Below are 25350 nucleotides of genomic sequence, written 5' to 3'. Positions count from 1 at the left end.
CGTACGAGCCCTTCCGAGCAGCGGCAATCCCGCGCGACAGAAGGCTCACCCAGCCCAACGTGGTTCACGGCGCCGGTACGGCACCGATCTGCTGCATCACCCCGAGGAGGTCGGGCTGGCCCCGTTCGCCGACGATCCGGCCGTCGGCCAGGTAGTAGAAGTTCATGGCCTGCACCGAGATCTTGTTGCCGCTCGCCGGGATCCCGAAGAAGTCACCGTCGTGGGTTCCCCGCATGGTGAACCGCGCGGCCACGGTGTTGCATTCGGTGACCGTCTCCTCCAGCGTCCACTGGACGTCCGGGAAGGCGCTGCGCATCATCCCGATGACTTCCATGTACCCATCGGGCCCCCGCAGTGGCTCCGGGTGGCTGGGCGCGTGGAACACCGCGTCCGGAGAAATGACCTCGCGAGCGAGGTCCTCGTTGCCCGTGTTGATGAACTCGACGAAACGGTTCATCACTGACTCGGTGGACTGCGACGGCATCTTGCTGTGCCTCTCCAGAGACGTTTGGGTGGATACCTACGAGCGTAACATCGATTCGATGTTCACATCGATTCGATGTAGGCGTGCGAAGATGGAGGCATGCTGGAACTCGCGATACTCGGCTTCCTCGCCGAGGGACCCCTGCCCGGACACGAGCTGCGCCGCCGCGTCTCACAGCTGACCGGCCATACGCGGCCGGTCAGTGACGGCAGCCTGTATCCGGCGATCAATCGCCTGACCAAGGCGGGCTTGATCGAGCGGCGCGCCGACCCGGCCGCGGGGGCGGCCCGGTACGTGCTCAGCCTGACCGCGGCCGGACGGGCCGACATGCTTCAGCGCCTGCGCAAGCCCGCCGACCACGAGATCACCGACTTCACCCGGTTCTACATCGTCCTGGCCTTCCTCTCCCACCTGCCCGACGTGGCCGAACAGCACGCGGTGCTGCGCAGGCGGCTGGAGTTCCTGGAAGAACCGGCGAGCTTCTTCTACGACAACGAGCGGCCCCTGCGTGCCGAGGAGGTCGCCGACCCGTACCGGCGGGGCATGCTGCTCACCGCCCGCGCCACCAGCCGCGCCGAACGGACCTGGCTGCGCGAGACCCTCAGGGAGAAGCCGCCCGCATTCGACACCAGATGCACCGACAGCGATCCGCATGCGCCCGCCGCTCCCGCGAGCTGACTGCCCACGAAGGTACCCCCATGCTTGCTTCCTGGTACGACGACCAGGGCCCCGCCACCGATGTCCTGCACGTCGGCGAACTCCCTGATCCCGCCCCCGGCCCCGGCGAGGTCCGCGTCCGCGTCACCGTCTCGGGCGTCAACCCCGGCGACACCAAGAAACGGCGCGGCTGGCTCGGCTCGTCCATGCCCTATCCACGGGTGATCCCGCACAGCGACGCCGCCGGAGTCATCGACGCCGTGGGCGCCCAAGTCGACGCCCGCCGCGTCGGACAGCGGGTCTGGGTATACGGCGCCCAGTCCTACCGCCCCTTCGGTACAGCTGCTCAGTACACCGTCGTACCTGACCACCAAGCCGTACCTCTGCCAGATCATCTGAGTGACGAGCTGGGCGCGAGCCTCGGCGTCCCCGGCATCACCGCCCACCGCACCGTCTTCGCCGACGGCCCGGTCGACGGCCGACTGGTCCTGGTCCACGGAGTCCTCGGCGGCGTCGGCTCCCTGGCCGCCCAGCTCGCCCACTGGGCCGGCGCCACCGTGATCGCCACCGTCCGCCGCACCGCGGACCTCGACCGCGTCGACCCGGCCGTCGCCCACGCCATCGCCCTGGACACTGGCGAGCCCGCCGCTGCCATCCGCTCGTACGCGCCGCGGGGCGTCGACCGGATCATCGAGGTCGCGCTGTCCGACAACGCCGATCTCGACAACGCCGTCGCCGCCAACAACGCCGTCATCGCCGCCTATGCCACCCGCTCGGACCGCACCGAGATCCCCTTCTGGCCTCTGCTGTTCAACAACGTCACCCTGCGGCTGCTCGGCAGCGACGACTTCCCCGCCGAGGCCAAGCGCCAGGCCGCCCGCGACCTCACCTCCGCGGCCGCCGTCGGCGCCCTCACCGTCGCCGTCGGCGACCGTCACCCGCTGGACGACATCGCCAAGGCCCACGACCGCGTCGACGCTGGCGGTGGCCACGGCCGCATCCTGCTCACCATCCCCCAATAGCGCAGACTCGGAACACTGCTCTGCTCAACTGCCGCGGAGACCGGCGCGAAACATGTACCGGCCACCCGCTCGGCGATAGACCGGTGCGACCAGGTTGCCTCCGGGCACGGAGGCTCGCTTGTCGCGCTTGTCGCGCTTGTCGCGCTGGCCACGATCGCCACCCGCACATCGGAGCCGTAGACCTTCGGCCGCCCCGACCGTTCGGCGTCCCGCAGCCCGTCAACGCCCAGGCCGGCGAATCGGCGGCGCCACTTGCGCACCGTGTTCACACTGACCTCCAACTCCCGCGCGATCGCTCCGTTGGCGAGCCCGTCCGCCGCCGCGAGCACGATCTGAGCCCGCAGCACCGCCCGCACCTCCGACTTCGCCGAAGCCGCCGTCCTCATCAACCGCTCGCGGACCTCTGTCTCCAGCACCACCGCGACCGCCGTCCCCGCCCACTGCCCACCCTTCACGACCAAGATCATGGCGCGCCCACGCCGCACCCGGCAGGATGGGCCCGTGCCGAAGAACCCGCCGGAATCGATGCAGCACCACCTGCGCCAGCGACTGAACCGCCACGCCCGCGAGCGCTGGCCACAGGTGAACGCCGTCACGGTCCGCTTCCGCGCCGGATTCGCCTACGTGGGAGCCGAATTTCCCGGCGAGCAGATCATCCCGCTGTGCCGCCTGCGGTTCACCGGCGTGCTGCACACCTGGGGCTTCGCTCTCTACCTGGCCAGCAACGACAGCTACCAGGACAACATCCTGCCCACCGGACTGCCCGCCGGCTCCCCTGAAGAAGCCCTCGACTGCGCCGGCAACCTCTACCTCAACACTCCCGCACCGGGCACTTCCGGGCTGATCCGAGTGCCGGCGGGTCTGGTCGTCCTCGTCGGACCGCCAGCCTCGGGCAAGACCAGCTTCGTTCGGGCACTGATCGCGCGTCGGCAGATCGAGGAGGAAGCCGTGGTATCCAGTGACGAGATCCGCGCGGAGCTCTTCGGCACCTCACCCGCAGAAGCGGACTCCGAAGCGGCGGACGCTCGGATCTTCGAGGAGCGTGACCGCAGGATCGTCGCCAGGCTCGCTGCCGGACACAGCGCAGTCGCCGAGTCCACGAACGTCACCCCCCAGGCGCGCGCACGACTCATCGCCATCGCCAGGCGCTTCAACGCTCCGGTGACCATGTTGCGATTCGACCCGGACGTCACCGATCTTCTCCAGCAGCACGCGGGGCGAGGCCGTACTGACGTCACCGCCACAGACGTCCGCGCCTACGCCGCGATCATGGCCCGACATGCCGCCACAGACCAACTGCGCTCTGAGGGCGCAACCGCCGTCCACGACGTCCCCGGACGCCGCCAAGGAACTACGCCCGCCGAAGCCGCCGCGCGCTTCTCCTTCGTCTGACAGATCCGACACGTCCAGACTCGCCTTCCGGTACCCCTCCACGAACTTGCGCGGGGAAGCACTAGCTCTGCGGGTCGGCCCGTCGCGCTGCCAAGTAATCGGACCAGTTCCCGCCGGCGAAGGTGGCCCAGCGTTCGGCTGTCTTGGGGTGGATGCCGAAGGTCGGCGATGACCATGGGCGGCAGGTCTACCAGGGCGTCCACCATGGCGGTGTTCCGTGCAGCGCGGGCGGGAAGACCGTGGTGTCTCAAGGTGTCGGCGAGGCCGAGGGGGTTGCGCGGCGTCCAGGGCTGTGACCGGGCAAGAGGTATCTGCATCCGGCCGCGCGAATGTGCGCTCCACCAGCCACCTTTTGGGCAGCACGACGAACCGGAGGTGTCGTCGCTGCGTTTGACCACGGTGAGCGCGATGCGCCAGAGCTTCGCGGCGAGGTCGATCAGGTGCCCGGTGTAGCCGCCGTCGCCCACACCAGCGTGATACGCCAGTGGCGTTCATGCAGCCTGGCCAGCATGGCACTCCCGGCCTGACGGTCGGTCACGTTCGCGGCGGTGACCATGACGGTCAGCCGCAGTCCGAGCGTGTCGACCACTCTTCCCACCAACAACGGACCGGAGGGGCGACTGTGCATGGTCATGAGCCGCCGCCTCGCCCGGCCGCGACGCTGAACATCCCCGGGCTCGCCTCAGCCAGCCAGCCCCGCGCGGCCAGGCGCTTCGCCTTCGCCCGCACGCCCTCGACCTTCGCGGGGACCGGATCCAGGCCGAGGGCTGCGGCGAGCTGCCGGCAGTCCATCGCCTGGCCGTCGGCCTGCAATCGGCGGGCCAGCAGCGGGTCTGTACTTTTGAACGGTGTAACTCCCGATCATGGAAGTAGCACCTGATGAGCGACGTGACTGTCTCTGTTGAGGCGAGTTCCAGGAGGCATGGGGCGACAAGTACCCGGCGATCGTGCGGCTCTGGGAGAACGCCTGGGCCGAGTTCGTACCCTTCCTCCAGTTCCACGCCGAGATCCGCCGGATCGTGTGCACCACCAACGCGATCGAGTCGGTCAACGCCCGCATACGCAAGGCCGTCCGCGCCCGCGGACACTCCCCGAACGAGCAGGCCGCATTGAAGTGCGTCTACATGGCCGTCATGAGCCTGGACCCCACTGGTCAGGGACGCAAACGCTGGACCCTGCGATGGAAGCCCGCACTCCAGGCATTCGACATCGCCTTCGACGGCCGACTCTCCGTCGGCCGCCGGTAACTCACACCACCCGAGTTGCACCGTTCATTGGAGACACCCACCTGACCTGCTGAAACTGCTGCTCGTCCAGTGGGGCCTTCCTCGTACAAGGTGGGCCGGTTCGCATCTCCCGTGCGGGTGCCGAACCCCGCGGTGGTCAGCGGTATCTGCGTCGGGCTGCCGGAGTACGAGATCATGTCGGCGTTGAGCCGCAAATACCACAGATTCGGGTTGCCGTAATACAGGTAGGCCTGCCCGTCGTCGTCGATGAAGACGGTGGGGTCGATTTCGGAGTTCTGGATCAGTGGACCGCCGAGCGCGTCGCGGAACGGCCCGGTGGGGCTGTCCGAGACCCCGACTCCGATGGCTTGCGACCCGTTGGTCATTCGCACTGGCACATACCAGTAGAACCTGCCGTTGCGGTAGACGGCCTGTCCCGCCCAGGCGTCCGCGCTGGCCCAGCTGAAGGTCGCCAGGCTCATCGGCGAGCCGTGATCGGTCCAGTTCACCATGTCCGACGAGGACGACACCCGCCACTCGCGCATCGTGAATGACGTCGGCGCCGAGTTGTCCTCATCGTGTCCGGTGTACAGGTAGACCCGGCCGTTGTAGACCAGCGGTGCCGGGTCGGCGGTGTAAATGTGTTGCACGATCGGGTTGTCTGCCCGGGCTGCGGCCGGAAGAAATGCCGTCATACAGAGAAGGCTTATCGTCAAGGCGAGGACGCGTTTTGACCACCGCTGAAGTGTGAATGTCACTGTTTGAACCCCCCTTATTCGGTTGGGATATGAAGGGGTGGGCGTCGGCGGGGACCGCCAGAAGCCGGACCTCTAGCGCTGCAGTGTCAGCACGCCCGGCCGGTACGGCAGGAGGCCGTAGTCCATGCCGTCGGTGCTGGGGTCGCGCCCCTGGTAGAGGAATTGCAGATTGCAAGGGTCAATGAGTGGTGTCATCGTGAAGTTGCAGGTCGCAGGCCTGGTGTGCGCGGATATCGACGTGCTCACGCTGGTCGGCGGGTGGTGTCCGCGGTGAAGATCGTCTGACTGGGCGGCCGGCGGGGGTTCTCGGATTTTGCTGCGCCTGCCGATGACGGGTCTGGACCCCGAACTCGCCGATGCCACGGGGAAGATGCTCACCCAAGCAGTGGCCGAGGTGGTCGGGGACGACCCGCCGGTGGAGGTCGAGGAGAGCGTCGTGCTCGGCAACGCCGCAGAGGTGCTGCTGGAGAGGTCTTGCGGAGCCGAGCTGCTCGTTGTGGGGAGCCGTGGCCACGGTGGGTTCTCCGGCGCCCTGCTGGGCTCGGTGGGTCAGCACTGCGTGCAGCACGCCCGCTGCCCGGTCGTCGTGGTCCGCGGCAGCGTCAGCTGACCGGGTCCGCGGACAGCCGAGCGCCGTTGAACTACGGCTGCCCCCGGTAGTAGTCGCGCCAGATCAAGCGGTACACCTTCGTCCAACGGGGAATGGACCGGATCCCGGGGATGAAGGGCACCAGGACGAAGGCGAGGCTGAGCAACGCCATGAGCGCCCAGATGAGCGCGTCCGCATTGCCCGAGGTCTTGAACGGGTCGATCTGGTACCAGAAGGTGTACAGCCACAGCCAGGCCTGCCCGGGGTAGTTCCCCGTTTCGTTCATCATGCCCCACTGGTCGCCGGCCAGGTGCTGCGCACTGGCCTGGTCCTCCAGGTAGCTGCCGTCGGCGAGGAAGAGCATCGGCTTGGTGTAGTCGGTCTGGTAGAAGTGGCCCTGGGCCTGCAGTTGGCCGTCGAGGGCGCCCGCCTGGGCGAGTGCCAGTAGGCGTGTGATCAGCACCGGGACGGGGCCGTAGTCGCCGGGGGCGGCTTTGGCGGGATCGCCGTCCGGGGCTTTGCCGAGCGCGTCGGAGTACGCAGAGGTCCACGCCTGCTGCTGGTCGGCCGGTGCGGCGTTCCAGGCGGTGAGCGCAGCGGTGACGTCCGCCGGTTCCGGGGGCTGGCGCAGCGGTCGCAGCACGAAGTCCTCGGCGGTGTCCACCGGGATGCGCACGCCCCCGGCCCGCTGCAGGCCGACCCCGAAGATCTTCTGCCCCGCGCCCGGGGTGCTGTTGTACGGCGGGCCGTACTGCGCCGTCGTACTGGTACCGCCCAGCTCCGCGACGGCGGTCGCGGTGAAGTCGTTCGGCGTCGCGGCCGACCAGGTGGCCAGGGTGACCGGCTTGTCGTCCGGGGAGGAGAACAGCGCGGCGAGACCCGCGGTCAGCAGCGCCACCGCGACCAGCGCGATGGTGAACTCCTTCAGCAGGTCGTACGGGCGGGTCGGGAACGTGGCAGGGTCGGGTTCCGCCGCCCGGCGGGCGCGCGGGTTCATGACCGGACCTCCGCTTCCCGCAGAGCTGCGTCGATCGGCGGCACGATTCCGCGGCGCCGGACCAGCAAGACGTGCCACGCCGTCAGCAGCCCCACGACCAGCGGAAGCAGCACGATGTGCCACATCAGCATCTGGCCGAAGTCCAGGACGTTGAACCAGGCTCCGATGCCGACCGCGTTCAGGCCGTCCTTGGCCTGTCCGGAGATCCACTGGGAGTCGAAGTTCTGCTGTGTCAGGTAGCCGGTGAAGGCCGCGCCGATCGAGGCGAGGAAGCACACCGCCCCGGTGATCCAGGTCATCGCCCGCCGACCGCGCCACGCGGCCATGAAGAACTTGCCCCACAGGTGGATCACCATGAAGAACATGAAGAGCTCCACGCTCCACAGGTGGAGGCTGTTGACGTACTTGCCGACGCTGGAGGTGTGCCACCAGCCGGGGCCCTCCAGCGCGAGCAGGCATCCGGTGGCCAGGACCACGGCCAGCGACGACACGGTGAGCACGCCGAAGACGTAGATCCACGAGGCCATGTACGCCGGTTGGCTGTCGGGCAGCAGCTTCTCCGGCGGGAGGGTGCGTACGGCGTACCGACGCACCGCCCCGGTCCACCCGCCCGAGCGGGCTGCGCCCGGTGCCGCGTTCCCGGGGGGCGGGACGGAGTCGCTCACTTGCGTCCTCGTCCCTTGGGGAACGGCAGAAGTACCGCGGCTACGAAGACCAGCACCATCAGGCCGATGACCACGAGGTTCGCCACCGAGATCTGCACCACACCCCAGTGGACGTAGTGCCCTGTGTGGTTGAGGTCGATGGGTGCCGCCAGCGCGGCGTACGGGAGTGCGACTGTCATTGTCGGCCCCTTCCAGGACTGATCCGGTGCCAGTCTCACCCGGCACCGCCGAACCGGCACGTACGCGATGAGCCGAACGGCCCACCTCGCACGCGGTCAGTCCCCTTCGGTAGCGGCCACGTGCTGCTTCACCGCGGCGAAGCTGTGGCACCCCGCCAGCCGATCACCGGTTTGGCCTCGACCGGCTCGAACGGGCACCCGAAGACCAGCTTGGCGTACTCGTTGGCCTTGAAGTCGCTGGTGCGCACGATGAGCGGCGCGGGCCATCATGAGGCGGCGATCCGGGCGATGCCCTGGGCGAGGCGGTGGGGTGTGCTCAGGATGGCGGCGTGGATCGCGGCGCGCACCTGGTCAAGCGCGGCGCCCCGGTTCAACAACCCGATCTACTCGACGGTCCGCTGCCGGAGGCCACCGGTCTCCAGGAACTCCCGCTAGGCGTCGGCGGTGCTCGCGAAGCCGTCCGGCGCCCGGACACCGGCCGTCACAGCGCAGCACCGCCAGCACGATGCCGGCGATCTTCCCGGCGGGCAGCGCCCGCCACCTGGAACCGATCTTCTTCAGGTGGCCGCGTATCAGGTCGGCGAGACAGTTCAGGGTGGTACTCGACAGCGGCAGGCGGGCGGTGTGGACAAGACCGTCGGGGCCCTCGGCGTGAGGGTTGTTCTTCTTCACACCAAACTCAACTGCCGCTGGGCCCCCTCCGGTTACGCCGTGGCGGCGAATCCCGCCGACTCGGCCGGCGAGGGTGTTGTGCGTCGTGGCATAGACGATGTGCTTGCCGTTGTAGACGACGTTGGTGAAGTCCTTGAGCGCGACCCACCCCGCGCTCGGGGTTGCCAGCGGGCCGGTCGATGTCAAGCGGTACGGTGCGCCCGGTATGGCCGCTGTGCGGAAGGATGCCGCCCCAAGACCCTCCACGCGGAAGGGGTCAGGCACGTCCGCGCCCGACCCCTTCCGCGTGGTTCAACCTGCGCAGGGTTTATCAGCACATCTGGGTGAAGCGGTGCCGCCGCCATAGAGCGGCGGCACCGCTTGTACCCGTCAGGCCGGCGGCCGGGTCTGGTTCATCGGTAGCCGGCGGCGGCGATGTTCGCCTGGACTGCATTTTCGGTCGCATCCGACGGGTAGCCCGAGACCATGGCACCCTCGTAGAACGTGCCCGCGCTGTCGTTGATATTGCCTACGTCGGGTGAGCAGCAGTCGCCGCCACTGCCCAGGACGATGGCGCCTTGCTTCTTCATCGGGCTGTATACGTTGGGCTCGTTGGGAAGCGCGCCGTCCCATAGGGTGTACAGGCTTCCGGCCTGGGCATCGCTGCCCTTGAGCGCGAATCGCGACGTCCCGTTGTTCTTGAGTGTCGCCGTGACGAACTTGCTGGTGAACGCCTGCTGGTTCGGGTTCCACGTGCTGCTGCCACCTGGGAACAGGCCCCATTCGAGGTCGGCCTGCACCCAGGGTCCGGTTCCGGAGCAGCCGCCGAACCAGCAGCTCGTCCCGAAGTAGATGGCGTCCATGGCACCTGGCCCGTCGGCCTTGCGGGTGGTTTCGCTGTTGCCGTAGTCGAAGCAGCAGCCGCTGTTGACATGCGTACCGCTGGTGACCATGTACATGCCCTCGGGTGCGCTGCCCGTCGGGACACCCGTCAGGTGGCCGTCGCGCCAGTAGCTGTTCCCGGGGTTGATGTACAGCGAGTAGGCCTTGCTGCCACCGACCGTCAGCGATTCGGTGGTCGCTACGGCCGGGCGGCTCTGTGGTGAGCCTGGGACCACGCTGGAACCCTGGTACCACAGGTCGTTGCCATGCCCGGACTGATCGAACAGGACCGTGATGACACACGTGGTGTTTGCGCAGAAAGAGTCCTGGGCCGCCGCGTTGGCGACGCCGCCAGGGGTCAGTACGCCGATGTTGCGGGTTGTGTTGTCCGAGCGTCTGACCTGATACAGGTCTCCGTTGTAGGCGCTGTAGAGGGCGCGCGTTGTGCTGTGCGCCGCCACGCAGGGCGTACCACCTGCGCCGTAGATGTCGCACGGGCCGGAGCCGGTGCCCCCATCCACCTTGACGAGTTGCCACTGCTGGTTGGTGCCGCCCCAGTCGCTGTACTGCACGACGTTGGCGCCGTCGTTGGTCGCCGCGTTCTGGACCTCGACCGCCTTGTTGCTGTTGCGGTTGATCAGCCGGACGTAGCCGCTGTCGGAGTCGGCCAACCGAAACTGCTGGTTGGCGCCGCCGTGGTCGGTCCACTGGTGGATGGCGGCACCGTCGGCTGTCGACCAGCTGGACACGTCGATCACCTTGCCCGAGTGCCGCGCCTTGATCCGGTAGTAGCCGTCGCCGGAGTCCACGAACTGGAACTGCTGGTTGTTGGCGTTGGTGCGGGTCCACTGGACGACGTTGGCGCCGTCGGCGGTGGAGAAGTTGTAGACGTCGAGGGCCTTGCCGCTGTTGTGGTTCACCAGTACGTACCAGGCGGTGGTGTCCACCGTGGCGGCCGACGCCGGCGTCGTGGCCACCGTGAGCAACCCGCCCACAATCGCCATGACTGCTGCGGCGACCACCCCCGACCGCCACCGACGGCGCCACCTCGCGGCGCGCGCTAACCCAACCGACATAGCGTCTTCCTTCCATCATGGGATCGACGACGTGGGACGGGCCGCATCGGCGCGGACGCCGACGACACCCGCGCACGGACAACTGCCCGGGAAGTGGCGTGTTAGCGCTAACAATTCCGAGGAGGAGCCGTGCAGGAATATGTGGGGGTGTAGGTGTTGAGTAGCCAACCGGCGGTGCGGCTGAACGCACCACGACTGTGAGCGCTAACATCAGCTGTGTCAAGATGCAACGGGAAGGTTTTCGGAGGGTGTCCCTTATGGGACGCTGGCCTTGCCGAGGCTCGACGGCCGACAAGCCGACCGCAGCCTTTCGCCAACCGTTGATCAAGGCCGCGATCCGGGCAGTCGATCTCGGGGAGGTCCTCCGGAGTTCACGGGCACGCCGATGGCCCGGCGCGGTGGCCGCAGTCCTCCGCCGACTGCCCGTCGGGACGTGGGCCGGTGTTCAGGTGATCGGTCGCGGTAGCGTGGTCAACCGGGTGAACGCGTTGACCAGGTCGCCGGCCCAGGGGCCGGCCCTCGCGGTGCGGGTATGCGGGCCGCGACGTGTAGCAGCCGGTAGCGCAGCTTCTTCGGCTCGGCGGTGGCTTCTCCCCCTCCGTACGCCACCGGCCCGGTGCGAGGCGTTCCCGGACGCCACCGCGAGCGACATCGACGCGGTGCACCCTTGAGGTCATCCTGGTGCTCTGAGCCAGTCGGATCCGCCACCGTCGACGCAGAAACCCACGCCAGGCGAGTGGGCGGCCGTGACTATCCACGCCGGGTGTATGAACCAAGGGCTGCTGGCGCTATCGTGCCGGGGCCGAAGCGTCTGGCAGCGCGGTCGAGGACGGGTTCCAGCGTGCGGTGGCTCTCGGTGGACCGGTCGAAGGCGAGTTGGACAGCGGTACCAGTGGCGGTGGCGAGGTTTCCGGTCCTGGCGGTGACGGCCCGTACCCGGGCCCGTTGCAGGCCGAGGGCTGCGAAGGTGGCGTACAGCGTGTCCCGGATTGCCGGAGTGTGGGCGGTGGGTTCGCACAGGGTACGCGACCGGGTGGTGGTGGAGCGGTCGGCGTAGGTGACCTGGAGCTCGACCGTGCGGGCGAGTTGCTCGGCTGCGCGCAGGTGGGTGCCGAGGTCGGTGGCGGCGGCGAGCAGGGCACGGCGGATCTGGTCGTGGTCGAGGGTGTCCTGGTCGAAGCGGTGGCTGCTGGTGATGGTGGCGGGTGGTCCGGCCGGGGTGACGGTGCGCCGGTCGGTGCCGTGGGCGCGTTTCTGGATCAGGCGGCCGGTGGAGGCCCCGGCGATGCGCTGCACGGTGGCGGGCGGCAGATCGGCCAGGTCGCCGACCTTCTCGATGCCGTACTTGGTCAAGGAGCGCTCCAGTGTCGGGCCGACGCCGGGCAGGGCCCGGACCGGGCAGTCCCGCAGAAACCGGGCCTGCTCGGCGGGGTCGTCGCTCAGTACTTGCACGGTGCCGGGGATCGCGGTGTCTGCGGACATGGTGGCGAGCATGCGGTTGGGGCCGATCCCGCCGGTGGTGAGCAGGCCGTAACGGGCGGCGAGGCAGGTCTGGAGCAGATCGGCGAGTTGTTCGGGACTCTGCCCGAAATAGCGCACGGCACCGGCCAGTTCGAGGAGCGCGCTGTCCGGTGGCAGGGCCTGGACCAAGGGAGTGACGCCGTCGAGCACGGTGAACAGTTCGCTGTAGGTCTCGAACGTGGCGCGGTGGAAGCGTAGGTGAAGGACCGTCACCTCGGTGCCAGTGGTCATCCGGCGCTCCCCTTGCTGGCGTGCCACAGTCGTCCGGCACCGCCGGACCGGGTGGGGCGGCCACCACCGTCGGCGTCATTGGCGTGATCGGGGCCGGGGTTGGGTGGCGAGGAGGGTGCGGACGGCGGCGGCACCGCCGGTTCTGTGGGTGTCGGCGATCTCCTGGAGGTTCCAGGCGTGGGTGCCGATGACGGTGACGGACTTCTCCCGGCGGGAGACGGTTCCGCGCGCGAGCAGCAGGAAGTGGTGGAACAGCGGGTGGGCGGCCTGTTGGTGGGTGTCGTCGAAGTAGGCGAGGTCGATCTGGCCGCCGGGGCTGCCGCCGTCCAGCGACACGAAGATGGTGCGGCGGCCGGAGCGCATCGGTGGAGTCTGGATGGCGACTTTCGCGCCCGCGACCAGCACGGTCTCGCCGGTCAGTTGGTCTCTCAGCTGATGAGAGGGGATGACACCGAGTTTCGGCCAGCAGCGGGTGCAGTGGCTCCATGAGGTGCCGGGAGACGTCCATGCCGATGACTTCCAGTTCGGCCTCCAGCTCCTGACTCGGTGTCATGACGGGCAGACTGCTGGAGGGGGCGTCCGGGGCGGTGGCCTGGGTGAGCGTGAGCTGGCCCGGTCCGGTGGCGGCGCGGCGGTGGCGGTGGAGTTCGTCGATCTGCAGGAGCAGGTCGCGGCGCCCCGTACCGGGGGCGAGGGTGGCGAAGGCACCGACCCGGGCGAGGCGGTCGGCGACCGGGTGGGAGGGCTGGGCGCGGGACCAGAAGTCGGCGAGGTCCGCATAGGGCTGGCTGGCTTCGATCCGGGATGCCTGGTCGTCGGTGATGCCGTGGACGTCGGCCAGCGAGGGCCTGTGTGATGTTGTGATCAGCCAGTGGTCAGCAGGAGATCATCGATCCAGATCATCGGGGCGCGAAGGTGGAGGCCGGCGAGGTAGCTCTCGGGGGTCTTGTCGAACCGGGTGGCGATGCCTCGCCAGGCCTTCAGCTTGTTGATCAGGCGCTCGACGGTGTTCCGCTGCTTGTAGAGCTCGGCGTCGTGGCCGACGGGCCTGCCGCCCTTGCTGCCCTTCTTCTTCCGGTTGGCGGCCTGGTCCTTCTTCTCCGGGATGACCGCCTTGATGCGCCGATTCCGCAGATGGGCGCGGTTGCCGCGGGACGAGTAGGCCTGTCACCGGCGACCGCGTCGGGCCGGGTGCGGGGACGCCCGACCGGCACCCGGACCCGGACCTTCTTCAGCACGGCGATGAACTGCGGGCTGTCGGCGGCCTGCCCCTCGGTCAGGACGAACGCCAACGGGCGGCACTTCCGGTCGCCGGCGCAATGGACCTTGCTGGTGCCCGCCTCTGGAGCGGCCGAGCAGGGCGGCTTTCAGCCGGAGCTTGCACCGGCGCCGGATTCGTCGCCGCTCTTCCCGTTCCGGGTCGTCTGAGGCGTTCTGCCCGTCTTGTTCTTCCGGGCCGCCCCCTTTTGCCGGGCCTTCTCCGCCTCGTCGGCGGCCTTCTCCAGGGCAGCCAGAGCGTCGGGGTCCAGGTGCATCCCGGCAGCGTCGTGGTGTGCCCGCACGGTGGTGGAGTCCACGCTGACCAGCGACAAGTCCACCTCACCCCGCTTCGCGGCCTCCGCGACCAGCCCCTTCAGCACGGCTTCGAAGACGCCGGCGTCCCTCCAGACCCGGAAGCGACCGTAGACCGTCGGCCAGGGACCGAACTCGGAGGGCATCTCCCGCCACTGGGCGCCGGAGCGGAACCGCCAGATCACTCCCTCGAACTGATCCCGCAGCCTCTCGGGGTATGGGCCGTACTCGCCGATCGGCAAGTACGGCTCGATGAACGTCCACTGCTCGTCAGTGAGTTGCCTACGCGTCACATACAGCGTCCTACCGGATTCCGCCTTCAGGTGGGCACGAAACTGCAATATTGATTGCAACATCACACAGGCCCTAGTGATGCCCTGTCAGTTGCCAGAATCCAGTGAGATTCAGTGAAACTCGTCGAAACGTGGACACATCCCAAGCAAAATAGGGGCTGGAAGGAAGGATTTCACGAGACTGGTCAAGCTTTCAGCCTTGCTGGGCCGCAGTCGACCCGGCCATCTGCCGCGAGGTGGCCGCCCGCCTCAGCCACCACCAGCCACGCCCTCGCCGAACGCCGCGCCCCCCACGACAAGGCCGTCCATTCCGGCGCCGTCGGCGCCGCCTGGTGGCAGCGCGCCCATCACGCCGTCTCCTCCCACACCCGGAGGCGCTGCGCCCCCAGCAGCACACGGTGATGCGGGGGCGGAACCAGGCGGTCCGATCTCTCGTCCCCTACGATGATCGTTTGCTTGGGCCGGCCGACTGGGGGAAACGTGCCGACATCTGTCCATCCGCCGGCTCTGAGCCGGGCCGCCGCGCAGGTCCGCCCGAGCGGACGGCGTCGACCGGAAACCGCGGAACGCCATGCAGCCCAGCGCTGCTGCCGCCATCGCCCACGTCCGCTGTCGCTGTGGCTGCTCTGAATTGCCGCACACCGCCCGCGGCGCACAGCGCTGACCGAGCCCCGCAGCAGTGCCCCAGGCCGCGGCCGTGCGGGCTGCCTCGGGGGCCGACCGGATCGGCCGGGCGGACATCAACCACACGCACCTCACGAACGCGGGCATGCCCACGGGCTTCGACCCGGGCGGCGCCCGCCCGAGGTTGCGCGCACGAAACCGAACGGCGAAAGGCCAAACAGACATGACCACGCATACTGACAGTGCCCCCGAGCACCCCGAGCAGCCCCCAGCGGACCCCGCCGACCGCCCCGCCGACCGCGCGCTGTCGCGGCGGCGCCTGCTGCGGATCGGGGCCGGCGTCGTGGGTGGCGGTGCCGTGCTCGGGGCTGCGGCCGGGGGCGGGATGCTCGCTGGGTGGCTGCCCGGTGGGGTGGGGCTGAAGAAGGTGCTGGGGATGACCGGGACGGACGGCACGGTGCCGGACGTGGTGCCGGGAGCGGTGCACGTCGAGCAGGTGCGGTCGGCTGCGCGGAGCCGGGAGGTCACGATGGTGACCATGCTCCCGCCCGGTACCGCGGCGAGCACGAACCTGCCGGTCTGCGTCATGCTGCACGGGCGCGGGAACGACGCGCAGGGCATGGTGGCGCTCGGGGTGCCGCAGTTCCTTGCGGCGGCGGTCAAGGGCGGCGTGCCGCCGTTCGCCGTCGTCGCGGTGGACGGCGGGGATGCCACGTACTGGCACCAGCACGCCCCCGGCGGCGACGACCCGCAGGCGATGCTCCGCGAGGAGCTCCCCGGCTGGTTGCACGCCCGCCAACTGCCCACGCCCCGCGCCGCGATGGGGATCTCCATGGGTGGCTCCGGAGCCCTGCAGTACGCCGTCGGTCGCACGCAGGCCGGCCGCAACCTGGACGCGGTCGCGCTGCTCAGCCCGGCCGTCTTCCGCACCTGGGCGGACGCCCGCACCACCGGCGGGTACGCCGACGAGGCGGACTGGCAGGCCCACGAGCCGACACTGCGTCCGGACCGCCTGCAGGCCGGCACTCTCGGTGTGTGGTGCGGCCAGGAGGACCCGTTCTGCCCCGCCGCCCGCCAGGTCGCGCGTCAGGCCCGGGCGCGCGAGGCGCGCTTCCCCGACGGCGAGCACACGGACGGTTTCTGGCGGCGGGTGATGCCCGACGCGATGTCCCTGCTGGGGCACGCGCTCGCCACCACGTAGGAGCCCGTTCTCCCCGGATCCGCTTGTCGGTGCTCGTGGGTAGGGTGCGACCGGAACACGGGTTTCGCTGGAGGGAGGATCCTTGGGGGGCCAAGACCGGTCTGCTCGTGTACGCCGAGGGAGACGTGCCGTGCCGCCTGAAGCAGGTGGGCCAGGTCCAGGTGGGCGGGGCGGACCACGGGCGGACGACGGCCATGGTGCGACGCCTGTACCCGGGCTGGGTGGTGCAGAGGATCATGAACGCCGAGTGCGCTGATGATGAGATGAGTTCTCTCCGGTCAGTTCGGAGACCCGCTCCTTGACGGGTCTCGTGGCTGACGCCCCGCACCCTGGCCGTCCGCCTGGCCCACAGGCCGGTCACCCCAGGGAGTGCGGTCAGCTGCTCGCGGAAGCCCCCGGGCCGGCGCCGCGTTTGACGCAGGGGGCGATGACGGTCAGGTACAGGGTGTCCGGCGCCGTGTCGGGCTGGCCCACCACGACCGAAGCGGTGAACTTGTTCGCATCGTTGGACAGGTCCAGTCGCTGGTCGTCGCTGTGCTTGACGGAGAAGCCGTCCTGCTTCAGCCGCTGCCGTACCGCCTCGAAGACGCCGTGCACCTTCGGCCCGGGGATCCCGCGCAGGTCGTACGTGATGTACGGCATGTATTTCGGGGGAGAGCCGATCGCCCCAGCCTCGCACTCGTTCTTGTCCACCAGTGGCTCGGCGACATGCACAGTGTCCTTGTCGGGGAGCACGGCGAGCGCGCCGGACGCGTACGCCTTGACCTTCTCCTCGGCCCGGCCGAGATTCATCGACGGGGTGTCGGTCCCGCAGGCGGCGAGGGCGAGGAAAGCCGCGGGCAGCAGGCACAGCAGGGCGGCGCGCGCGAACCGTCCGCCATCGGCGGTCCGCCCGTGTGGCACGGGCTGCGAGGATCGGCTCATGAGACCGGCTTTCCGGCGATGACCTGACCGAACGCCTTCCAGGACGGCGTCTTCGCGTTCCAGTAGTGGTCGTGGTCGGTGTCCTGGGACGGCAGGTGCTGCGCACCGAAGGCCGGGTTCATCGGGTCGCGCCCGAAGCGCACGTGGTAGTCGTCGCTGAAGGGGTTGTAGTTGTCGGGGGAAAAGGGGTCAGGCGTCCAGTCCGTGATCGAGTCGCCGCCGCCGAGCACCGCGTACACCCTGGACGGGTCCATCTTCGTCCCCTTCGCGAGGTCGATGTTGAGGTCGGCCGCCTTGTCCTTTTCGCTGACGGGCAGGTCCAGGCGGTCCTGGAGCGCATTGAGGCCCTTCAGCTTGTCCTGCAAGGCGTCACGCTGGGCCTTCCAGACAATGTGGTCCGGACTCTCGGTGGCCCCGTACGGGGTTCCCGCCACCGAGAGGGGCTCGGACTTTTCGAGGTCGCTGAGCTGCTTCTGGAGGTCCGCCTGGGCCCGGGTGAGGTTCAGGCGGTTCGCCTGGTCACGGACGGCCGCGGGGACTCCGTCGAGGTTGCCGACCTGGTCGGGATTGTCGTGGATGAACTTCTGCTGCTCGGTCTCGGTGAGGCCGTCCCACCACTTCTTGACGCTGGCCGGGTCGGTGCCCTTGGCAGGTATCTGCTCGCGGGCGGTCTCCGCGGCCTGGTCCTTCGCCACCATGGCGGCATCCAGTCCCATGCCGTTGCCAGCGTTGGCCGCGAAGTGGTTCAGCCGCGCGCTGATCTCCTGGTCCGCGTGGTCGGCTTCGTTCAGCGCGGCGGTGATGCGGTTGCTGATGGCGATGGCCGTCGTCTCGGCGCCGGCGCCCGCGTACTTCGGGGTCATGCCGCGTTCATCCATCAGGCGGCCGAGGTGACACTCGATCTGGTGCGGGTCCTCCGGTGGCATCAGACCAGCCCTTCGCTGTCGGCGCGTAGGCGGGTGCCGGCGCGGAACGCCTGGGCCGCGGCGCCGACCAGGAGGGCCAGGAACACGGGCTGGGGCGCGAAGTCGCGGGCGGGTGCGATCGTATCCGCCTTCGGCAGTCCGCGGGCGAGGAGGTCCGTCGTCGTCATGTCCAGCAGCGGGACCAGGGTTCCCGTCAGCAGGAGGGGCGGCGACCAGAGTGATGCGCCGCGTGTTCCGCGGCACGAAGAAGACGCGCCGCCGTGACCCCGCGGCAGACGCGGGGCAGGGTGGACGCCTGCCGCCCTGACGATGTCGGCCACGGCCCTGACTGTCCAGGCCTCCCGCCGCCACCCCGGAGGACGGCCGGCTCACCACCGGCGCGTCCGTCACCATGCCGGAGTCGGGGATCACGGCGGACAGCGGGGAGTGCATCGTCAGCCCGGGGGTGTAGACCTGCTCAAAAAGGCCGGCGACAAGGTGCGCGTGCTCGACCTCGCAAAGGACGGCTACTCCGCGGTCGGCCTCTGGCGCACCGACTACGGCCGCTCCGGTGGATGCCGCAACCCCTACGACGCCGGCCAGTGGTCGGAGTGCAACTACGACGTGCGCGAGACGGGGGTCTCATCCAGCCGCGCAACGCCCTCTACAACGGCGACACCGGGGAGTTGAAGCCGACCGACACGGTCTCGCGCCGGCTGCTGATCGGCCGACCCACGCGCCGCCATGAAGCCCCGGCCCGCCCGGTGGGAGTCCCCGCGCGGGTGTCACCAGTAGTCGGGCCGGGGCTTCGTGAGTCCACTCCGCCGTTGCCGGCACGGCGGTCCTCGGCGTCGGAGAAGGCCGGGCACGGGCTCCGTGGGCGCGGAACAGGGCCCGCAGCACAGCAAGGGTGACCAGTTCGGCGTCGGCGAGCCGGGGCGCGATGCCGGTCTCGGGGCGCCACGCGTCAGAGTCGGGGATTCCTTTGCGGCACCTCGGTGCGCCAAAAGCCCGGGCCGAGTTCCGGAAGGCGGCCCGCTCGGCTTCGAGTTGCCGAGCAGGCCGCCCCTGCCCCCGCCCCCGCTCACGGGTCATCCCGACGTCCCGGGGGCGGAGCACGTCAGTCCGTACACGCGGACACGAGCACGCCGGGGGTGCCCGGGAGAATCGTCTCGGTGACTGGCCCCACGGGGATGCTGACCGGGCCGCTGGTGGTCGTACCGGAGACCGTCCCGCTGACGGTGACGGTGACGGGCTGAAGGCTGGTCACCTGGACTGCGACTCCCTGGCCGCCGTTCGGGCAGGTGGCCGGGGTGAGGACGACCGCGGGGAGCGGGCCGCCCGTCACTGTCGCGGTGGCGACGAGCTTCACGCTGGTGAGCGCCGGAGTCGAGACGCACGTGGCGTCGACGCACGCCGAGACGGAGACGTGCGGGACGGGCACCGGTCCGATTGCCAGGCTCACGGAGTGGGAGCCGGCAACGGCGGGGGCGGGCCATGCAGCGAGCGGGAGGACGCCGAGGGCGAGGCTCGCAGCCGCCATGACGGCCCGGTGGCCCAGTCGGGAAAGAGCCATTTCGTGTTCCTTTCGGTCATCTGGCTGTCGGTCAGGTTCGGCGAGGTCAGCGCCGGGTCGGGGCGCCGCAGCGTTCCGGATCTGATCCATGGGATCGGCGACGGCGGGTCGAGAGCCACGAGAGCAACTGTTCGGCTGCGAAGGTTCGCCGCGTGGGTGGTCGAAGGTGCCAAAACCACTCCGGAGTTCGCCAACCGGCGCACGTTGAAGGGGGTGGAATTCGGTCGTCGCCGGAGAGGCACCGCACCGGCAACGGAGAGATGGCGCGCTCTGTCGAGGCGCTTCTGAGCGAAATCAGAATACCGATGTCCGCCGCCCGCAGCTCGGCGCCTCGCGGGAAAGACAGCCGCATGGGCCACTATGGAAACGCTCTCGCCCAGCGCAGGATCCTCTTGCCGTTGTGCGCGGACAGGTTGTCCAGGATCACGTAGACCGGGGCGCGGTCCGGACGGGCGGCCCGGATCGACCTGAGCGCGGCCAGGGCGTTCGCGGTGCCCTTGCGGCGCCGGTGACGCCCCACATTGTGTCATCGCCGATCGGCAGCCGTGGAAGTACGTGACGCCGTGGGTCCGCTTGTAGGTCGCCGGGAGCCGGTCGGGCCGGCCCTGTTCGGCCCAGCAGCTGCCCGCAGTGGGGCGGATGCCGAGCGGCCCGAACTCGTCGAAGGCGAACATGCGGTCCGGGAAGCGTTCGAGGACGTGTTCGATCCGGTCGGGCTTGGAGTCGTACTCGGGATCGGTGGACTCCTTCCACGTCTTGGTGCGCTGGAAGGTGGCGCCGCGTCGGGCGAGCAGGCGGCGCAGGGCCTCGCGACCGATCCGGATCACCAGGCCGCTCCATGGGGCGACGAGATCGGAGCCAGGGGCGTGCGGCGGGTCGTGGCCGGCGGACGTGGACCCAGGGCCGCCCGCCCGGTGTTCCCACCCTCATGGGGCGTGAACGAACCATCGTGCGCCCCCCCGCCCGACCCTGCGAGGTGTCGCCCATTCGGCCCGTTTGCGGCCTCGCGGCCCCGACGGGAGAAGGCTGCCATCCGCTCGACCGTATGTTCGAGTCAATACCACCGGTGACACTCCGACGACCCCTCGTGACAATCCTCCTATCTGCCTCACCCACTGATGGGAGCAACACCATGTCCTGCCCGCCCCCCGTCGACGCCCGCAAGGCCCTGGACTTCCTGAGGACCAGCGGACTCGTCGACCTCTCGCTCCCGCTCGCGCGCGTCGTCGACCAGGTCGGCCAGCTCGACGACGTCGCCGGCTACGTCCTGGCCTGGGAGCGCTACGTCCTCGTCGTCGCCAACCAGGTCACCGAAACCGCCGACGGCACCGCCGGCTGAACCCACCCACCACCGTCGACTGAACCCGCCCACGACTGCCGCACGATGCCGGGAGGCCCTTCGATGAACATCACGCAACCCGGCAACGGCACGTGCACAGCCGACACCGGCTCGCCCCGCCACCGCGAAGACCCCGGGCGCACGCGCCGCCGGCTGACGCACGCCGCCAACCCGCGCCCGGCCACGGCACCCCGCGCACTCGCCCGGTAGGCGTCGAGGTGACGATGCCGTTCGCCTCGGTACTGGGTCCGTGGATGGCTTCTGCCTGGGTCCAAGGAGTGACGACCGTTCGCCGTTCTGGCACACATGTCGTGCTCGGCCTGCGCTTGGCCGGGTTTGAGCCGCGTGTTACGGCTTCCGAAGGGACACATCGTGCCTGTCTTTCCCCAGCCCCATCCGCTACTTGCGGGACGGACTCCGGGAGCCGGGCTCCGGTGTCCTGGCGTTGCCGGCCGGAGCGGACCGATCCCGGATGCGCCGCGGCCCGCTCCCGCCGAGAGTGGGGTGATAAGCCTGATCGTGCTTCTGGAACCCGAGCTTCAGCGGGTGGACCACCTCGGCGCCGGCGGCGAGGAGTACGTCGAGGGCGTGCGTGCCGTGCACGCGGCCGACCCCGACCCGTCCGTGCCCGGCGGCCCCGGCGGCCACACCTGTGCGGTGCGGACACCCGGCGGATGCAGACCGTGGACTACCGGCCCTCCGTCCCCGGTTCCCCCTGGTACCCGCCGAAGTGGGACACGACCAGGAGGGTCTGTCGGGACTGCGGCCGGGCCGTCCGCTCCGCCTGACCCACGCTGCGGGTGGACGTCGAGTCCGTCCCGGCCGGGAGCCGAAGAAGCCCTGGGGCATCCGGCGGGCCGGCTGCCGCCCCGCCGGCCTGGCTGCGGCCGTAAAGTCCGCCGTCGATCCCGTGCGCGCCGTGGCTGTCAGCCGGCCGCAAGGATCTCCACGCCGTGCGCCGTGAGTTGTCCCAGGACTGGGTGGCAGGGGTCGGCGTCGGTGATGAGTCCGCTGATCTGCTCCCAGGGCAGGACGCGGAACCGGGAGGCGGCGCCGATCTTCTCGGACGAGGCGAGGACGTAGGTGTCCGCGGCCCGTGCGGCCAGGGCGCGCTTCATCGCGGCCTCCTCGGCGTCGCCGGTGGTCAGGCCGGCCTGCGGGTGGACGCCGGTGACGCCGAGGAGGCAGAGGTCGGCGGAGACGTTCTGGGCGGCCTCGACCGCGGCCCGCGCCGCAGGTGACCGCCGAGTGCTTGAAGAGGCGGCCGCCGAGGAGGAAGACCTCGGCCCGGGGGTGGTCGAGCAGTGCGGCCGCGATGGTCGGGCTGTGGGTGATCACGGTGCAGGTGAGGTCCGGCGGGAGCAGGCGGGCGACGGCGAGGGCGGTGGTGCCTCCGTCCAGGATCAGGGCGCTGCCGGGCCGTACGAGCGCGGCGGCGACCGCGGCGACCCGCCGTTTGCCGTCGGGGGCGACGGTCTGTCGGGCGGCGTAGTCCGCGGTGGCGGGGGAGACGGGCAGGGCCCCGCCGTAGACCCGCTGGCACCGTCCTTCGGCGGCGAGGTCGCGTAGGTCGCGGCGCACGCTGTCCTCGGAGATGCCCAGGTCCGCGGCGACGTCCTTGGCGACGATCCACCATCGCCCGCCGCAGCTGGCCGGCGTGCCGTGCCGATGTCGACGTCGCACGCCTTGGTGAACTGGGACGGCGGCGGGTGGCGCGCCGCCGTCGTCGAGGCCGACGCCGTCCGCGGCCGCACCCTCACCTCCTGGCCGAGCCTGCGCACCGACCTGCGAAACGGCGGCGCCCACTGGGTCGACGAGGAGGTCCACACCTGCCACGACGGCCCCGGGCCCCTGATCACCAGCCGCCGACCGGCCGTCCTCCCGGTCTTCAACGACACCTTCGTGACGGAGTTCTCCCATGCCGCGAAGCGCCGGAAGTGACCGGGGAGCCGCGGGAGCGCGCGGGGCGCAGGCGTCATCGATCACGGTCGCGGCCCGAGTCCTCGGGCCGCGACCAGCGGTTGATCAGGCGGCTCCTAGCAGGGGCTGAGCCACCCGACCCAGCCCCAGGGGGCGGCGGGGTCCGAGCTGTAGCCGCCGGGCGACGTCCAGCCGAGGTTGCCGTTCCGGTCGTAGAACTTGGCGTGCAGGGCGGCCCGTTGGTTGTTGATCCACGAGCCGGTCCCGGACCAGGGAATGGACACCGGGAAGTTGCACGTGAAGAGCGTCAGGACGTCACCGGTGTAGTTGGGGCCGCTGTAGGCGCACACGTACGTGTACGGGCAGGAGGCGGCCAGGCTCGTCGCGTGACCCGCCGCTGTGACGCTGCGGGCCTTCTGCTCCCCGGGGAGGGCGAGCAGCAGCTCCCCGCCGTTCAGGGCGATCTTGTTGGCCGAGACCTGGGTGCCGCCGGTGGTGGCCAGGTAGGCGTCGACGCGCTCCTGGAGGCTCTTCGCCTGGGCGTCGGTCAGGCCGAGGCCGTGGGCCTGGGCCGAGAAGTCCGGGGTGGTGGCGGCGCCGGCCGCACTCGCGGTGCCCACCAGTGCGAGGAGGGTCATGACCAGCGCGGCGAGAATCCTCGCGGGCGAGCCGGAGCCGGGGGTTCGGTGCTCTGTCACGGTGTCACCTCTGGGAATCGAAGGATCGTGTCGTGTGCTGGTCACATCGTTGCCGCGCACCGGCGCCCGGGTCTTTGGCGCTGCGTGCGGACTTCCTTGGCACCGGGCGAAGTCGGCGTCCGTCATGGCCGACAACCGCCTGGACGCGGCCCGGCTGCGACCCGGATCATCTCTCTGTGTTCACGTTAACTGAAGCAGAGGCGTGCGGTTCGGCACCCGAGGCGCTGGTGTCGGTCTCCACCGACGGGGTGGTTCCACCGGACCGGCTGGAGTGGTGGAGCTGCCTGATGGAGACCGACGTCATGCCCGTGGCGCTCACCAGCGACCACGAGGGCGGCTTCCGCGGGAGTGCGAGGGCGGTCGACCTGCCCGGCGCCCGGGTGGCGGAGTTCGCGTTCTCCCCGATGTCGGCCCGTCGCGGACCGGCCCAGATCCGGCGTTTCGACCCGGAGCAGTACCACCTGTTCCTGGTGCAGGGCAGCCCGATCCAGCTGGAGCAGTCCCGCAACGTCGCCAGCCTCACGACCGGCAGCCTGGCCGTGTTCGACACCTCCCGCCCGCTGGCGGCCGACTTCTTCACCCGGGACGACCGCGGGCACCGGGTCACGCTGATGCAACTGCCCCGGACCGCCGTGCCGCTGAAGGCCGACCGGATGGAGCGTCTGCTGGGCCGTTCCCTCGCCGTCCGATCGCCCGCCGGGGTGCTGCTCGGGCACTTCCTGTCCGGCCTCCTGGAGAGTGCCGGCCACGGCGGCCCGGCAGAGCTCCGCCGGACGGGCGCCATCGGTGTCCAACTGGCCGCCGCCTACTTCGCGGGCCTGCTCGACGCGCGCGACGCGCTGCCCGTGGAGACCCGGGAGCAGGTGCTGCTCGCGCGCGTCGACACCTTCATCGAGCACAACCTGGGAGACCCGGAGCTGTGCCCGGCCGTCATCGCCGCGCACCACCACATCTCGCTGCGCACCCTGCACCAGCTGTTCCGGACGCGGCCCGAGACGGTCGCCGCCACGATCCGCCGTCGCCGTCTTGAGCGCTCCCGTGTCGACCTCGTCGACCCGCGGCTGCGCCACTGCACGATCGGGGACGTCGCCGCCCGCTGGGGATTCCGCGCGCACGCGGACTTCAGCCGTGCCTTCCGCGCCGCGTACGGCGTGGCACCCAGTGATGTCCGAGGGCCCGATCCGCAGGGACGGGGCGTCGAGGGCGTCAGTCGCCGCGGAGGCGGATGAAGGTGGCGGTGGGTGGCCGGCCGGTGAGGGTGAGTTCGACGTGCAGGGGGGTGGTGAGGGGGTGGTCGGGGTCGCGGCCGGGGGAGCCGAGGAACGGGCGGACGGCCTCGGCGACCTCGCGGGCCTGGAGGGGGCGAGCCGGGGGGAGGTAAGGAGGATCCGGCCGTCGTCGAGTTCGAGGACGAGCGCGTGCGGCCGGGAGCACCAGCCATCGCTGGTAGTCGACGCTCGGGTCCTGGCCGAGCCAGATCGCGTAATCGCCGACCAGCGTCTTCTCGTCCTCGTGCCACAGCTTGGCGCGCGGCTCCAGCTCTTCGGCGCCGCCGGTGCGCCGGTGGAGGAAGGTGTCGTCCAGGACGGTGAGCAGGTCGCTGTAGGTGGTGCCCATCAGCTGGGCGGCAGCCAGGCGGCGGGTGTAATCGCGGTCGATATTGATCTCCCAGCCGGTCAGGCCGGCTGGCAGCATGCCGCGCAGCAGGTCCCGGATCCGGGCCACCGCCTGGGGCAAACCCTCCGGGGCGCGGTGGGCGTGCGCGCTTTGCGGGACAAGGAGGTGCCACTCGTAGTAGCGGACGTCGCCGACGGAGTCGTAGTCGACGCAGTGCTCGTAGACGCAGCCGAGCCGGCTGGCAAGCTCGCTGACGGTGGCCTCGGTGAGGTCGCCGACCTCGTCCGGGGCGACCTCGTCCGGATCCAGGACGAAGAGCGACCCGCTCACCGGGTCCACGCGTAGCAGGTG

Annotated in this window: 28 protein-coding genes and 7 pseudogenes; 11 read left to right on the top strand and 24 right to left on the bottom strand. The window is 69.9% G+C overall.

The window, feature by feature from the left end; all coding sequences use genetic code 11:
• Positions 1 to 64: 64 nt before the first annotated feature.
• Positions 65 to 457 carry an ester cyclase gene (locus OG286_RS01530; protein WP_396320180.1) on the bottom strand — a complete coding sequence of 131 codons (393 nt, stop codon included), beginning with the start codon at positions 455 to 457 and terminating at the stop codon, positions 65 to 67.
• Positions 458 to 583: 126 nt separating this feature from the next.
• On the opposite strand from OG286_RS01530, the gene OG286_RS01525 reads away from it, so the two are divergent.
• Together OG286_RS01525 and OG286_RS01520 are read left to right on the top strand one after the other, a co-directional pair.
• Positions 584 to 1162, top strand: coding sequence for a PadR family transcriptional regulator (locus OG286_RS01525; RefSeq protein ID WP_396320179.1), 579 nt, complete (start codon positions 584 to 586; stop codon positions 1160 to 1162).
• Positions 1163 to 1182: 20 nt separating this feature from the next.
• Positions 1183 to 2163 carry an NADPH:quinone reductase gene (locus OG286_RS01520; protein WP_396320178.1) on the top strand — a complete coding sequence of 327 codons (981 nt, stop codon included), beginning with the start codon at positions 1183 to 1185 and terminating at the stop codon, positions 2161 to 2163.
• On the opposite strand, the gene OG286_RS01515 is transcribed toward OG286_RS01520, so the two are convergent.
• Complete coding sequence (locus OG286_RS01515) at positions 2076 to 2549, bottom strand: helix-turn-helix domain-containing protein (RefSeq protein ID WP_396320560.1); 474 nt, start codon at positions 2547 to 2549, stop codon at positions 2076 to 2078. The genes OG286_RS01520 and OG286_RS01515 overlap by 88 nt on opposite strands.
• A 115-nt stretch (positions 2550 to 2664) precedes the next feature.
• On the opposite strand from OG286_RS01515, the gene OG286_RS01510 reads away from it, so the two are divergent.
• Complete coding sequence (locus OG286_RS01510) at positions 2665 to 3555, top strand: AAA family ATPase (protein WP_405364630.1); 891 nt, start codon at positions 2665 to 2667, stop codon at positions 3553 to 3555.
• A gap of 436 nt (positions 3556 to 3991) precedes the next feature.
• Here OG286_RS01510 and OG286_RS01505 read toward each other — a convergent pair whose 3' ends face one another.
• Both OG286_RS01505 and OG286_RS01500 read right to left on the bottom strand, forming a co-directional pair.
• The gene (locus OG286_RS01505) at positions 3992 to 4144 is read right to left on the bottom strand and encodes a hypothetical protein (protein WP_396320176.1); all 153 of its coding nucleotides are present in this window, start codon (positions 4142 to 4144) and stop codon (positions 3992 to 3994) included.
• A gap of 41 nt (positions 4145 to 4185) precedes the next feature.
• Entirely contained in the window at positions 4186 to 4347 is a 162-nt protein-coding gene (locus OG286_RS01500; protein ID WP_396320175.1) for a hypothetical protein, read from the bottom strand.
• A 116-nt stretch (positions 4348 to 4463) separates the two neighbouring features.
• On the opposite strand from OG286_RS01500, the pseudogene OG286_RS01495 reads away from it, so the two are divergent.
• Positions 4464 to 4802, top strand: a pseudogene (locus OG286_RS01495) (transposase); the annotation flags it as partial.
• Here the strand turns inward: OG286_RS01495 and OG286_RS01490 are convergent.
• Positions 4709 to 5476, bottom strand: coding sequence for a family 43 glycosylhydrolase (locus OG286_RS01490; RefSeq protein WP_405364628.1), 768 nt, complete (start codon positions 5474 to 5476; stop codon positions 4709 to 4711). The pseudogene OG286_RS01495 and the gene OG286_RS01490 sit on opposite strands and share 94 nt — an antisense overlap.
• 135 nt (positions 5477 to 5611) lie before the next feature.
• Positions 5612 to 5734, bottom strand: a complete 123-nt coding sequence (locus OG286_RS01485; RefSeq protein ID WP_396320576.1) for a hypothetical protein — start codon at positions 5732 to 5734, stop codon at positions 5612 to 5614.
• A gap of 133 nt (positions 5735 to 5867) precedes the next feature.
• Between OG286_RS01485 and OG286_RS01480 the strand changes: the two genes are divergently transcribed.
• Entirely contained in the window at positions 5868 to 6149 is a 282-nt protein-coding gene (locus OG286_RS01480; protein WP_396320173.1) for a universal stress protein, read from the top strand.
• Positions 6150 to 6180: 31 nt separating this feature from the next.
• Here OG286_RS01480 and OG286_RS01475 read toward each other — a convergent pair whose 3' ends face one another.
• The 9 genes and pseudogenes from OG286_RS01475 to OG286_RS01435 form a co-directional block, all read right to left on the bottom strand.
• A complete protein-coding gene (locus OG286_RS01475) occupies positions 6181 to 7125 on the bottom strand; it encodes a hypothetical protein (RefSeq protein WP_396320171.1) in 945 nt (314 codons plus the stop codon).
• Complete coding sequence (locus OG286_RS01470; RefSeq protein WP_396320170.1) at positions 7122 to 7718, bottom strand: cytochrome b N-terminal domain-containing protein; 597 nt, start codon at positions 7716 to 7718, stop codon at positions 7122 to 7124. The genes OG286_RS01475 and OG286_RS01470 overlap by 4 nt, the downstream gene beginning before the upstream one ends.
• Positions 7719 to 7786: 68 nt before the next feature.
• The gene (locus OG286_RS01465; protein ID WP_396320169.1) at positions 7787 to 7969 is read right to left on the bottom strand and encodes a hypothetical protein; all 183 of its coding nucleotides are present in this window, start codon (positions 7967 to 7969) and stop codon (positions 7787 to 7789) included.
• A 480-nt stretch (positions 7970 to 8449) separates the two neighbouring features.
• A pseudogene (locus OG286_RS01460) lies at positions 8450 to 8641 on the bottom strand (IS5/IS1182 family transposase); the annotation flags it as partial.
• An 81-nt stretch (positions 8642 to 8722) separates the two neighbouring features.
• A pseudogene (locus OG286_RS01455) lies at positions 8723 to 8887 on the bottom strand (non-reducing end alpha-L-arabinofuranosidase family hydrolase); the annotation flags it as partial.
• A gap of 146 nt (positions 8888 to 9033) precedes the next feature.
• Positions 9034 to 10506: an arabinofuranosidase catalytic domain-containing protein gene (locus tag OG286_RS01450; protein WP_396320559.1), complete on the bottom strand. Its 1473-nt coding sequence runs from the start codon at positions 10504 to 10506 to the stop codon at positions 9034 to 9036.
• 517 nt (positions 10507 to 11023) lie between these two features.
• Positions 11024 to 11175 (bottom strand): annotated as a pseudogene (locus OG286_RS01445) (IS1380 family transposase); the annotation flags it as partial.
• A gap of 153 nt (positions 11176 to 11328) precedes the next feature.
• On the bottom strand, positions 11329 to 12330 hold the full coding sequence (locus OG286_RS01440; RefSeq protein WP_405364626.1) for a DNA polymerase thumb domain-containing protein: 1002 nt from the start codon (positions 12328 to 12330) through the stop codon (positions 11329 to 11331).
• A 75-nt stretch (positions 12331 to 12405) separates the two neighbouring features.
• Positions 12406 to 12693 (bottom strand): hypothetical protein, encoded by a 288-nt coding sequence (locus tag OG286_RS01435; RefSeq protein WP_396320167.1) that lies wholly within the window; start codon positions 12691 to 12693, stop codon positions 12406 to 12408.
• Between the two features lie 82 nt (positions 12694 to 12775).
• On the opposite strand from OG286_RS01435, the gene OG286_RS01430 reads away from it, so the two are divergent.
• Positions 12776 to 13186: a hypothetical protein gene (locus tag OG286_RS01430; RefSeq protein WP_405363460.1), complete on the top strand. Its 411-nt coding sequence runs from the start codon at positions 12776 to 12778 to the stop codon at positions 13184 to 13186.
• Positions 13187 to 13194: 8 nt separating this feature from the next.
• On the opposite strand, the pseudogene OG286_RS01425 reads toward OG286_RS01430, so the two are convergent.
• Positions 13195 to 14195: pseudogene (locus tag OG286_RS01425) on the bottom strand (IS5 family transposase).
• 847 nt (positions 14196 to 15042) lie between these two features.
• Between OG286_RS01425 and OG286_RS01420 the strand changes: the two are divergent.
• Complete coding sequence (locus OG286_RS01420) at positions 15043 to 16020, top strand: alpha/beta hydrolase (RefSeq protein ID WP_396320165.1); 978 nt, start codon at positions 15043 to 15045, stop codon at positions 16018 to 16020.
• 375 nt (positions 16021 to 16395) lie between these two features.
• Here the strand turns inward: OG286_RS01420 and OG286_RS01415 are convergent, their stop codons facing one another.
• The 3 genes from OG286_RS01415 to OG286_RS01405 are packed head-to-tail and all read right to left on the bottom strand — an operon-like array spanning position 16396 to position 18037.
• Positions 16396 to 16923: a hypothetical protein gene (locus OG286_RS01415; protein ID WP_405364624.1), complete on the bottom strand. Its 528-nt coding sequence runs from the start codon at positions 16921 to 16923 to the stop codon at positions 16396 to 16398.
• A 17-nt stretch (positions 16924 to 16940) separates the two neighbouring features.
• Positions 16941 to 17870, bottom strand: coding sequence for a hypothetical protein (locus OG286_RS01410; RefSeq protein WP_405364622.1), 930 nt, complete (start codon positions 17868 to 17870; stop codon positions 16941 to 16943).
• Positions 17870 to 18037: a hypothetical protein gene (locus tag OG286_RS01405; protein ID WP_396325060.1), complete on the bottom strand. Its 168-nt coding sequence runs from the start codon at positions 18035 to 18037 to the stop codon at positions 17870 to 17872. The genes OG286_RS01410 and OG286_RS01405 overlap by 1 nt, the downstream gene beginning before the upstream one ends.
• Positions 18038 to 18353: 316 nt before the next feature.
• Between OG286_RS01405 and OG286_RS01400 the strand changes: the two genes are divergently transcribed.
• The gene (locus tag OG286_RS01400) at positions 18354 to 18539 is read left to right on the top strand and encodes a hypothetical protein (protein WP_396325061.1); all 186 of its coding nucleotides are present in this window, start codon (positions 18354 to 18356) and stop codon (positions 18537 to 18539) included.
• 430 nt (positions 18540 to 18969) lie between these two features.
• Here the strand turns inward: OG286_RS01400 and OG286_RS01395 are convergent, their stop codons facing one another.
• Together OG286_RS01395 and OG286_RS01390 are read right to left on the bottom strand one after the other, a co-directional pair.
• A complete protein-coding gene (locus OG286_RS01395; protein ID WP_396325063.1) occupies positions 18970 to 19425 on the bottom strand; it encodes a hypothetical protein in 456 nt (151 codons plus the stop codon).
• A 370-nt stretch (positions 19426 to 19795) separates the two neighbouring features.
• Positions 19796 to 20258, bottom strand: a pseudogene (locus OG286_RS01390) (IS630 family transposase); the annotation flags it as partial.
• A gap of 299 nt (positions 20259 to 20557) precedes the next feature.
• On the opposite strand from OG286_RS01390, the gene OG286_RS01385 reads away from it, so the two are divergent.
• On the top strand, positions 20558 to 20764 hold the full coding sequence (locus tag OG286_RS01385) for a hypothetical protein (protein ID WP_396325064.1): 207 nt from the start codon (positions 20558 to 20560) through the stop codon (positions 20762 to 20764).
• 926 nt (positions 20765 to 21690) lie between these two features.
• Here OG286_RS01385 and OG286_RS01380 read toward each other — a convergent pair.
• A pseudogene (locus OG286_RS01380) lies at positions 21691 to 22447 on the bottom strand (DeoR/GlpR family DNA-binding transcription regulator).
• Between OG286_RS01380 and OG286_RS01375 the strand changes: the two are divergent.
• Complete coding sequence (locus tag OG286_RS01375; protein WP_396325066.1) at positions 22433 to 22705, top strand: DJ-1/PfpI family protein; 273 nt, start codon at positions 22433 to 22435, stop codon at positions 22703 to 22705. The pseudogene OG286_RS01380 and the gene OG286_RS01375 sit on opposite strands and share 15 nt — an antisense overlap.
• Before the next feature lie 95 nt (positions 22706 to 22800).
• On the opposite strand, the gene OG286_RS01370 is transcribed toward OG286_RS01375, so the two are convergent.
• Positions 22801 to 23382 carry a peptidase inhibitor family I36 protein gene (locus OG286_RS01370; RefSeq protein WP_396325067.1) on the bottom strand — a complete coding sequence of 194 codons (582 nt, stop codon included), beginning with the start codon at positions 23380 to 23382 and terminating at the stop codon, positions 22801 to 22803.
• 176 nt (positions 23383 to 23558) lie between these two features.
• Between OG286_RS01370 and OG286_RS01365 the strand changes: the two genes are divergently transcribed.
• Positions 23559 to 24611: a helix-turn-helix domain-containing protein gene (locus OG286_RS01365; protein ID WP_405364620.1), complete on the top strand. Its 1053-nt coding sequence runs from the start codon at positions 23559 to 23561 to the stop codon at positions 24609 to 24611.
• Here the strand turns inward: OG286_RS01365 and OG286_RS01360 are convergent.
• Positions 24589 to 25338 carry a hypothetical protein gene (locus tag OG286_RS01360; RefSeq protein ID WP_405364618.1) on the bottom strand — a complete coding sequence of 250 codons (750 nt, stop codon included), beginning with the start codon at positions 25336 to 25338 and terminating at the stop codon, positions 24589 to 24591. The genes OG286_RS01365 and OG286_RS01360 overlap by 23 nt on opposite strands.
• Positions 25339 to 25350 lie beyond the last annotated feature (12 nt).

Source organism: Kitasatospora sp. NBC_00039 (assembly GCF_045160625.1).
In the GTDB taxonomy this organism is placed as follows: Bacteria; Actinomycetota; Actinomycetes; order Streptomycetales; family Streptomycetaceae; genus Kitasatospora.
This window is presented reverse-complemented; position numbering and strand designations above follow the sequence as displayed.